Origin of the sequence: Kitasatospora sp. NPDC057518, from assembly GCF_042802075.1 — a bacterium.
Taxonomy (GTDB): domain Bacteria; phylum Actinomycetota; class Actinomycetes; order Streptomycetales; family Streptomycetaceae; genus Kitasatospora.
Map to the genome: position 1 here is coordinate 1 of NZ_JBHVEU010000343.1, position 9,423 is coordinate 9,423.

General features: G+C 70.2%; 7 protein-coding genes. All 7 read left to right on the forward strand.

The window, feature by feature from the left end; translation table 11 throughout:
• The first annotated feature begins 436 nt into the window (after positions 1 to 436).
• The 7 genes from ACFU7Z_RS28745 to ACFU7Z_RS28775 all read left to right on the forward strand — a co-directional run bounded on the left by ACFU7Z_RS28745 (position 437) and on the right by ACFU7Z_RS28775 (position 9,139).
• Positions 437 to 2,644: a polyribonucleotide nucleotidyltransferase gene (locus ACFU7Z_RS28745; RefSeq protein ID WP_049651681.1), complete on the forward strand. Its 2,208-nt coding sequence runs from the start codon at positions 437 to 439 to the stop codon at positions 2,642 to 2,644.
• Positions 2,645 to 2,763: 119 nt separating this feature from the next.
• Positions 2,764 to 4,116 carry a pitrilysin family protein gene (locus tag ACFU7Z_RS28750; protein ID WP_234348371.1) on the forward strand — a complete coding sequence of 451 codons (1,353 nt, stop codon included), beginning with the start codon at positions 2,764 to 2,766 and terminating at the stop codon, positions 4,114 to 4,116.
• Positions 4,117 to 4,163: 47 nt separating this feature from the next.
• Positions 4,164 to 4,910 carry a 4-hydroxy-tetrahydrodipicolinate reductase gene (gene dapB / locus ACFU7Z_RS28755; protein WP_074006413.1) on the forward strand — a complete coding sequence of 249 codons (747 nt, stop codon included), beginning with the start codon at positions 4,164 to 4,166 and terminating at the stop codon, positions 4,908 to 4,910.
• 70 nt (positions 4,911 to 4,980) lie between these two features.
• Positions 4,981 to 5,439 (forward strand): tetratricopeptide repeat protein, encoded by a 459-nt coding sequence (locus ACFU7Z_RS28760; protein ID WP_049651678.1) that lies wholly within the window; start codon positions 4,981 to 4,983, stop codon positions 5,437 to 5,439.
• Positions 5,436 to 6,167: an FAD-dependent thymidylate synthase gene (gene thyX, locus ACFU7Z_RS28765; protein ID WP_049651677.1), complete on the forward strand. Its 732-nt coding sequence runs from the start codon at positions 5,436 to 5,438 to the stop codon at positions 6,165 to 6,167. The genes ACFU7Z_RS28760 and thyX overlap by 4 nt, the downstream gene beginning before the upstream one ends.
• 215 nt (positions 6,168 to 6,382) lie before the next feature.
• Positions 6,383 to 7,282, forward strand: a complete 900-nt coding sequence (gene dapA / locus ACFU7Z_RS28770; protein WP_049651676.1) for a 4-hydroxy-tetrahydrodipicolinate synthase — start codon at positions 6,383 to 6,385, stop codon at positions 7,280 to 7,282.
• Positions 7,283 to 7,453: 171 nt separating this feature from the next.
• A complete protein-coding gene (locus ACFU7Z_RS28775) occupies positions 7,454 to 9,139 on the forward strand; it encodes a ribonuclease J (RefSeq protein WP_117487801.1) in 1,686 nt (561 codons plus the stop codon).
• Positions 9,140 to 9,423: the final 284 nt, after the last annotated feature.

Consider the following 9,423-nt stretch of genomic DNA (forward strand, 5'->3'; position numbering starts at 1 on the left):
CCCCACACCGGGGAGCCGCCCCTCGCGCGTATGCCGCGGCCGTTGAGCCGCGGCGCCCGCAGATAACAACTCGCGCGCACCTCCCCAGGTGGCCGAGGATTGCACCGTAGGGTTGTGGGCATGCCGGGTGATGGCGCACCAGCGCGCCACCCGGGCAGAAGGACCCAACCCCCCCCCGCGGGACGAAGGCTTCAAACGGAAGCCGCCCGCATCCGAGAGAGCGTCCAGACGCGGACCGCCCTTCCGGGCCCGGCAGCCGTGAGGCGCCGGTCCTCGGTAGTGGCCGTCGGAACCCCCGCAGACCGAGCGGGGCACTCCGGAGGCTTCGATCGAAGACCGGCCCGACTGCCGCCCTCCCCGAGGAGGGCCCGGGGCCCACCGCAGGCAGTACGCGGGGACGCTCTCCCGGAGACGTACGAAAGAGGAGATCTTCCAGGTGGAAGAGAACGTGTTCTACGCCGAGGCCGTGATCGACAACGGTTCCTTCGGCACCCGTACCATCCGCTTCGAGACCGGCCGTCTGGCCCGTCAGGCCGCCGGCTCCGCCGTGGCCTACCTGGACGACGACACCATGGTGCTGTCGGCCACCAGCGCGTCCAAGCAGCCGAAGGAGCACTTCGACTTCTTCCCGCTGACCGTGGACGTCGAGGAGCGGATGTACGCCGCGGGCCGCATCCCCGGCTCGTTCTTCCGTCGCGAGGGCCGGCCCTCCGAGGACGCGATCCTCACCTGCCGCCTGATCGACCGCCCGCTGCGCCCGTCCTTCGTCAAGGGCCTGCGCAACGAGGTCCAGGTCGTCGTCACCGTGATGGCGCTCAACCCCGACCACCTGTACGACGTGGTCGCGATCAACGCCGCCTCCGCCTCCACCCAGCTGGCGGGCCTGCCGTTCTCCGGCCCGATCGGTGGCGTCCGCGTCGCGCTGATCAACGGCCAGTGGGTCGCCTTCCCGACCCACAGCGAGCTGGAGTCGGCCGTCTTCGACATGGTCGTCGCCGGTCGCGTCCTGCCGGACGGCGACGTCGCGATCATGATGGTCGAGGCCGAGGCCACCGACAAGACCATCAAGCTCGTCGAGGGCGGCGCCGAGGCGCCGACCGAGGAGATCGTCGCCTCGGGCCTGGACGCCGCGAAGCCGTTCATCAAGGTCCTGTGCGCCGCGCAGTCGCAGCTGGCCGCCCAGGCCGCCAAGCCGACCGGCGAGTTCCCGGTCTTCCTGGACTACCAGGACGACGTCCTCGCCGCGCTGTCCGCCGCCGTCAAGGACGAGCTCGCCCAGGCGCTGACCATCGCCGGCAAGCAGGAGCGCAACAACGAGCTGGACCGCGTCAAGGCGCTGGCCGCCGAGAAGCTGCTGCCCGAGTTCGAGGGCCGCGAGAAGGAGATCAGCGCCGCCTACAACGCGCTGACCAAGAAGGTCGTCCGCGAGCGCGTCATCAAGGACAAGGTCCGCATCGACGGCCGCGGCGTCACCGACATCCGCACCCTGGCCGCCGAGGTCGAGGCCATCCCGCGGGTGCACGGCTCGGCCCTGTTCGAGCGCGGCGAGACCCAGATCCTGGGCGTCACCACGCTGAACATGCTGCGCATGGAGCAGCAGCTGGACACGCTCTCCCCGGAGACGCGCCGCCGCTACATGCACAACTACAACTTCCCGCCGTACTCCGTCGGTGAGACCGGCCGCGTGGGCTCGCCCAAGCGCCGCGAGATCGGCCACGGCGCGCTGGCCGAGCGCGCCCTGCTGCCGGTGCTGCCGACCCGCGAGGAGTTCCCGTACGCCATCCGCCAGGTCTCCGAGGCGCTGAGCTCCAACGGCTCCACCTCGATGGGCTCGGTCTGCGCCTCGACCATGTCGCTGCTGAACGCCGGTGTGCCGCTGAAGGCCGCCGTCGCCGGTATCGCGATGGGCCTGATCTCCCAGGAGATCGACGGCGAGACCCACTACGTCACGCTGACCGACATCCTCGGCGCCGAGGACGCGTACGGCGACATGGACTTCAAGGTCGCCGGTACCCGCAACTTCATCACCGCCCTCCAGCTGGACACCAAGCTGAACGGCATCCCGGCGTCGGTGCTCGCCGCCGCGCTGAAGCAGGCCAAGGACGCCCGCCTGCACATCCTCGACGTGATGAACGAGGCCATCGACTCGCCCGACGAGATGTCTCCGAACGCGCCGCGCATCATCACCATCAAGATCCCGGTGGACAAGATCGGTGAGGTCATCGGCCCCAAGGGCAAGATGATCAACCAGATCCAGGAGGACACCGGCGCCGAGATCACGATCGAGGACGACGGCACCATCTACATCGGTGCCGCCGACGGCCCGGCCGCCGAGGCCGCCCGCACCACGATCAACCAGATCGCCAACCCGACCATGCCGGAGGTCGGCGAGCGCTACCTGGGCACCGTGGTCAAGACCACGACGTTCGGCGCGTTCGTGTCGCTGATGCCGGGCAAGGACGGCCTGCTGCACATCTCGCAGATCCGCAAGCTGGCCGGCGGCAAGCGCGTCGAGAACGTCGAGGACGTCCTCGGCGTCGGCGCCAAGGTCCAGGTCGAGATCGCCGAGATCGACCCGCGCGGCAAGCTCTCCCTGATCCCGGTCATCGAGGGCGAGGAGGGCGGCGAGGCCGCTTCCGAGTGAAGCGCCGCTAGCTGACCCCGCGGCCCGTACGCCTCACGGCGTGCGGGCCGCACCCCGTTGTCCACGCGTTCGTCCGTACGTGCCCATCCGCACGTGCGTTTCCTCTGGAGGTACCCCCCGTGGCGCAGGCCCCGGCGGTAACGCAGCGTCCCGGCACGACCCGGACCCTGCTCAAGGGCGTCGACGGCGCCGGCACGGTGCGCCGCACCGTGCTCCCCGGCGGCCTTCGGGTCGTCACCGAGACCCTGCCGACGGTGCGCTCCGCGACCTTCGGCATCTGGGTCGGCGTCGGCTCGCGGGACGAGACCCCGCAGCTCAACGGCGCCACCCACTACCTGGAGCACCTGCTCTTCAAGGGCACCGAGCGGCGCAGCGCGCTGGACATCTCGGCGGCCCTGGACGCGGTCGGCGGCGAGATGAACGCCTTCACCGCGAAGGAGAACACCTGCTACTACGCCCGGGTCCTGGACACCGACCTGCCGCTGGCCATCGACGTGGTCTGCGACATGCTCACCGGCTCGCTGATCCGCACCGAGGACGTGGAGTCCGAGCGCGGCGTCATCCTCGAGGAGATGGCGATGGCCGAGGACGACCCGGGCGACGTGGTGCACGACCTGTTCGCCAAGGTGATCTTCGGCAGCGGCCCGCTCGGCCGCCCGATCCTCGGCACCCAGGAGACCATCAGGACGCTCACCCGGGACCAGATCGCCGGCTTCTACCGCCGCCGCTACCGGCCCGAGCAGCTGGTCGTCGCCGCGGCCGGCAACCTCGACCACCGCAAGGTGGTCAAGCAGGTCGAGCAGGCCTTCGCGCCGCTGCTGGCGGCGTCCACCGCGGCGCCGGCCGAGGCCCGCCGCGGCGTCAAGGCGCTGCGCACGGCCGGCCGGGTCGAGGTGCTCAACCGCTCCACCGAGCAGGCCCACCTGGTGCTGGGCGTGCCCGGGGTGCCCCGGCACGACGAGCGCCGCTGGGCGATGGGCGTGCTCAACGCGGCCCTCGGCGGCGGGATGAGCTCCCGGCTGTTCCAGGAGGTCCGCGAGAAGCGGGGCCTGGCGTACTCGGTCTACTCGTACTCCTCGTCCTACGCGGACAGCGGCCTGTTCGGCATCTACGCCGGCTGCCAGCCCAAGCGGGTCGAGGAGGTGCTGCGGATCTGCCGCGCCGAGCTGGCCAAGGTGGTCGAGGAGGGCATCACCGAGGAGGAGCTGGGCCGGGCGATCGGCCAGATCTCCGGCTCCACCGTGCTCGGCATGGAGGACACCGGCTCGCTGATGAACCGGATCGGCAAGGCCGAGCTCAGCTACGGGCACCACCTGTCGGTGAACGAGATGCTGGAGCGCATCGCAGCGGTGACCCTGGAGGACGTCCACGCGGTGGCCCGTGATGTGCTGGGCGCGTACCGGCCGTCGCTCGCCCTGATCGGCCCGGTCAACGACAAGCGGGCCGCCAAGCTCGCCGATCTGCTGGTCTGATCCGCTTTTCCGGATCCGCTGAATCCCAGGTGAGAGGAACTTTTGCCATGACGCTGCGTGTCGCCGTGATCGGCGCCAGGGGACGGATCGGCTCCGAGGCGGTCAAGGCCGTGGAGGCCGCGCCGGACCTGGAGCTGGTCGCCACCCTCGGCCGCGGGTCGGACCTGGAGGAGCTGACCGAGGCCGGCGCCCAGGCGGTCGTCGAGCTGACCCATCCCGACTCGGTGATGGGCAACCTGGACTTCTGCCTGCACCACGGCATCCACGTGGTCACCGGCACCACCGGTTGGACGGACGAGCGGCTCGCCACCGTCCGCGGCTGGCTGGACGAGGCCCCGGAGCTCGGCCTGCTGATCGCGCCGAACTTCTCCATCGGCGCCATCCTCGGCATGAAGTTCTCCCAGATCGCCGCCCGGTACTTCGAGTCGGTCGAGGTGGTCGAGCTGCACCACGACCGTAAGGCCGACGCCCCCAGCGGCACGGCCACCCGCACCGCCCAGCTGATCGCCGCCGCCCGGGCCGAGGCCGGCCGGCCGCCGCAGCAGGACCCGACCACCCACAGCCTGCCCGGCGCGCGCGGCGCCGACGTGGACGGGGTGCCGGTGCACGCGGTGCGGCTGCGCGGCCTGCTCGCGCACCAGCAGGTGATGTTCGGCGACACCGGCGAGACGCTCACCATCCGGCACGACTCGCTGCACCACAGCAGCTTCATGCCGGGCATCCTGCTGGGCGTGCGCAAGGTCGTCGGGACGCCGGGGCTGACCTTCGGCCTCGAACACTTCCTGGACCTGTGACAGTGTCGAACCAGACCGTGCCGTACCAGAGCACGCCGAACCGGACCGTATCGATCCCCGGAGGGGCCCGATGACCTCCCGTACCGGTTTCTTCGTCCTGTCCGGCGTGCTGCTGCTGGTCGCCCTGGTCTGCGTGGGCGAGGGCGTCCAGCTGATCGCCACCGGCAAGCCGCTCGGCATCGGCATCGGGGTCTGCGCCTTCGTGATCCCGGTGATCGGGGTCTGGTTCCTGCGCCAGACCGTCCGCTTCGGCCGGGACAGCGAGCGGCTGGCCCGCGAGCTGGAGGCCGAGGGCGGCCTGCCGGTGGACGAGCTGGAGCGCAGCAAGGGCGGGCGGATCGACCGGGCCTCGGCCGACGCGGTGTTCGCCCGCCGTCAGGCCGAGGCACAGGACGCGCCGGGCGACTGGCGGGTCTGGTTCCGCCTCGCCGTGGCCTACGCCGACGCCGGCGACACCCCGCGCGCCCGCAAGACCATGCAGCACGCCATCAAGCTGCACAGCACCGAACCCGCAAGGAGTAACGCGTGAGCGACGAACCGACGGCCCCCAGCTTCCGCAGCGACGTGACGGTGGAGCTGGTCCGCAGCGCCGCCGCCGACTCGGACGTCATCTGGGCGGCCCGGGTCTCGACCGCGGGCGAGCAGTCCCTGGAGGCCCTCCAGCAGGACCCGGAGAAGTCCAAGGGCCTGATCAACTTCCTGATGCGCGACCGGCACGGCACGCCCTTCGAGCACAACTCGATGACCTTCTTCATCAGCGCGCCGATCTTCGTGTTCCGGGAGTTCCACCGGCACCGCAGCGGCTGGTCGTACAACGAGGAGTCCGGCCGCTACCGCGAGCTCCAGCCGGTCTTCTACGTCCCGGGCGAGGAGCGCAAGCTCGTCCAGGAGGGCCGCCCCGGCAAGTACGAGTTCCACGAGGGCACGCCGGAGCAGCACCGGACCACGACCGCGGCGATGGAGGCCGCGTACGTCGAGTCCTACGCCCGCTACCAGGAGATGCTGGCCGCCGGGGTGGCCCGCGAGGTGGCCCGCGCGGTGCTGCCGGTGGGCCTGTTCTCCTCGATGTACGCGACCTGCAACTCGCGTTCGCTGATGCACTTCCTGTCGCTGCGCACCCGGCGGGAGAACTCGGCGGTGCCGTCCTTCCCGCAGCGCGAGATCGAGATGGTCGCCGAGCAGATGGAGGAGCAGTGGGCCCGGCTCATGCCGCTCACCCATGCGGCCTTCGAGAAGCACGGCCGGGTCGCCCCCTGACCTGGGACGACAGGCATACGGGCAGAGTGTCTGGCATGTCTGGATTGCGGCTTTTCTAGCCGCTCCCTACATTCGTGAACACGGATTCCGGTGCTGCCCGAACCCCCGAGCGGGCAGCACCGGAATCCCACGTCCGCGCCACCGACGCGCTGCACCTGTCCGAACACCGGACCGGCATGGGTACCGCCCCACCGCCTACGAGTAGCTTTGGACGCATGGCTCCGACCTCCACCCCCCAGACGCCGTTCGGCCGGGTCCTGACCGCCATGGTCACCCCGTTCACCGCCGACGGCGCGCTCGACCTCGACGGCGCCCAGCGCCTCGCCACGCACCTCGTGGACTCCGGCAACGACGGCCTCGTCGTCAACGGCACCACCGGTGAGTCCCCGACCACCAGCGACGCCGAGAAGGCCCAGCTGGTCCGCGCCGTGGTCGAGGCGGTCGGGGACCGCGCCCACGTGGTGGCCGGCGTCGGCACCAACGACACCCACCACAGCGTGGAGCTGGCCCGCCAGGCCGAGGCGGCCGGGGCGCACGGCCTGCTGGTCGTCACGCCGTACTACAACAAGCCCCCGCAGGAGGGCCTGTACCGGCACTTCACCGAGGTCGCCGACGCCACCGGCCTGCCGGTCATGGCGTACGACATCCCGGGCCGCAGCGGGGTCGCGCTGAGCCACGAGACGCTGGTCCGCCTCGGCGAGCACCCGCGGATCGTCGCCAACAAGGACGCCAAGGGCGACCTCGGCGCCGCGGCCTGGGCCATCGCCCGCGCCGACCTCGCCTGGTACTCCGGCGACGACATCCTCAACCTGCCGCTGCTGTCCGTCGGAGCCGTCGGCGTGGTCAGCGTCGTCGGGCACGTGGTGGCGGCGGACCTGCGGGCGATGGTCGAGGCCTTCCTGGCGGGCGATGTGGTCAAGGCCACGAGCATCCACCAGCGCCTGCTGCCGGTGTTCAGCGGTATGTTCCGCACCCAGGGCGTGATCCTCGCCAAGGCCGCGCTGGAACTCCAGGGCCTGCCCGCCGGCCCGCTGCGACTCCCGCTGGTCGGAGCGACGCCCGAGGAGATCGAGCGGTTGAAGCAGGATCTCGCCTCCGGCGGGGTACACCTTTAGCAGACACGGACGTGCGCGCCCCCGGCTCGCCGGACCTCCCCGGGTCCGCCGCTGGACCGGACCGTAGGCGCGAGAGCACAGACCCAGTAGGAAAACGACACTGAGTACGCGCGCCATATGTCTCCAGGGGGAGGACCCCGGACATATGGCGCGCGTCGTGAGGAGAGTCTTTTGAGCCACCCGCACCCCGAGCTCGGCGCGCCCCCGGCACTGAAGGAGGGCGCCCTCCGCATCACTCCGCTCGGCGGCCTCGGCGAGATCGGCCGCAACATGACGGTCCTCGAGTACGGCGACCGCATCCTGATCATCGACTGCGGCGTCCTCTTCCCCGAGGACGAGCAGCCCGGCGTGGACCTGATCCTCCCGGACTTCAGCTACATCCGGGACCGTCTCGACAAGGTCGACGGCATCGTCCTCACCCACGGGCACGAGGACCACATCGGCGCCGTCCCCTTCCTCCTGCGGGAGAACCCGGACATCCCGCTGATCGGCTCCAAGCTGACCCTCGCCCTGATCGAGGCCAAGCTCGCCGAACACCGCATCCGGCCGTACGTGCTGGAGGTCAAGGAGGGCGAGCGCGAGCGCATCGGCCCCTTCGACTGCGAGTTCATCGCCGTCAACCACTCCATCCCGGACGCCCTGGCGGTCGCGGTCCGCACCCCCGCCGGCATGGTCGTGGCCACCGGTGACTTCAAGATGGACCAGCTCCCGCTGGACGGCCGCCTGACCGACCTGCCGACCTTCGCCAAGCTGGCGGAGGAGGGCATGGACCTGCTGCTGGTGGACTCCACCAACGCCGAGGTCCCCGGCTTCATCCCGCACGAGCGGGACATCTCGGCGGCGCTGCGCAACGTCTTCGCGAACGCCGACAAGCGCATCATCGTGGCCTCCTTCGCGAGCCACGTGCACCGCATCCAGCAGGTGCTGGACGCCGCGCACGAGTACAAGCGCAAGGTCGCCTTCGTCGGCCGCTCGATGGTCCGCAACATGGGCATCGCCCGCGACCTCGGCTATCTGAAGGTCCCCGGCAACATGGTCGTGGACGTCAAGCAGCTGGACGACCTGCCGGACAAGGAGGTCGTGCTGATCTGCACCGGTTCGCAGGGCGAGCCGATGGCGGCGCTGTCCCGGATGGCCAACCGCGACCACCAGATCCGCATCGTCGAGGGCGACACCGTCGTCCTGGCCTCCTCGCTCATCCCGGGCAACGAGAACGCGGTCTACCGGGTGATCAACGGCCTGACCCGCTGGGGCGCCAAGGTCGTGCACAAGGGCAACGCCAAGGTGCACGTCTCCGGCCACGCCTCGGCCGGCGAGCTGCTCTACTTCTTCAACATCTGCAAGCCGCGCAACCTGATGCCGGTCCACGGCGAGTGGCGCCACCTGCGCGCGGCCGCCGAGCTGGGCATCGCCACCGGGGTGCCGCGCAACCGCGTGGTCATCGCGGAGGACGGCGTCTGCGTCGACCTGGAGAAGGGCGTCGCCCGGATCGTCGGCAAGGTGCAGGCCGGGTACGTCTACGTGGACGGCTCCTCGGTCGGCGACATCACCGAGGCCTCGCTCAAGGACCGCAAGATCCTCGGCGAGGAGGGCTTCATCTCGGTCTTCGTCGCGGTCGACTCGACCAACGGCAAGATCGTCGGCGGCCCGACCATCCAGGCCCGCGGCTCCGGCATCGACGACAACGCCTTCGGCCCGGTCGTCGCCAAGCTCCAGGAGGGCCTGGACCGCTCGGCGAGCGACGGCGTGCTGGAGCCCCGTCAGGTGCAGCAGCTGGTCCGCCGGACCATCGGCAAGTGGGTCGCGGACAACTACCGCCGCCGGCCGATGATCCTGCCGGTCGTCGTCGAGGTCTGAGGCTCGCTCAAGACCGGCTGAGGCCGGTTTGACGTGGGGCGACCCGGTGCGTAATGTTCTCCGGGTTGCCCCACGGGACGGCCCCTCGGAAACGGGCTCGAATTCGGATTCGAATTCGAGAACGACCGGGGAAAACGGACCGAAAGACTCTGATAGAGTTCGGGAGCGCCGAAAGGCGAAAGCAAATCGGATGAATGAAACTCCGGAAAACGGAGCGGAAAACATCTGATAAGCTGGAAACACGAAAGAACGAAGCCCGGAGGGTCCGCTGGAAGGCGGTCCGA

What these genes read in the sequence shown, in the direction of transcription:
- dapB (WP_074006413.1), top strand. Translation starts at nt 4,164, where the DNA reads ATGACGCTGCGTGTCGCCGTGATCGGCGCCAGGGGACGGATCGGCTCC.
- ACFU7Z_RS28760 (WP_049651678.1), top strand. Translation starts at nt 4,981, where the DNA reads ATGACCTCCCGTACCGGTTTCTTCGTCCTGTCCGGCGTGCTGCTGCTG.
- dapA (WP_049651676.1), top strand. Translation starts at nt 6,383, where the DNA reads ATGGCTCCGACCTCCACCCCCCAGACGCCGTTCGGCCGGGTCCTGACC.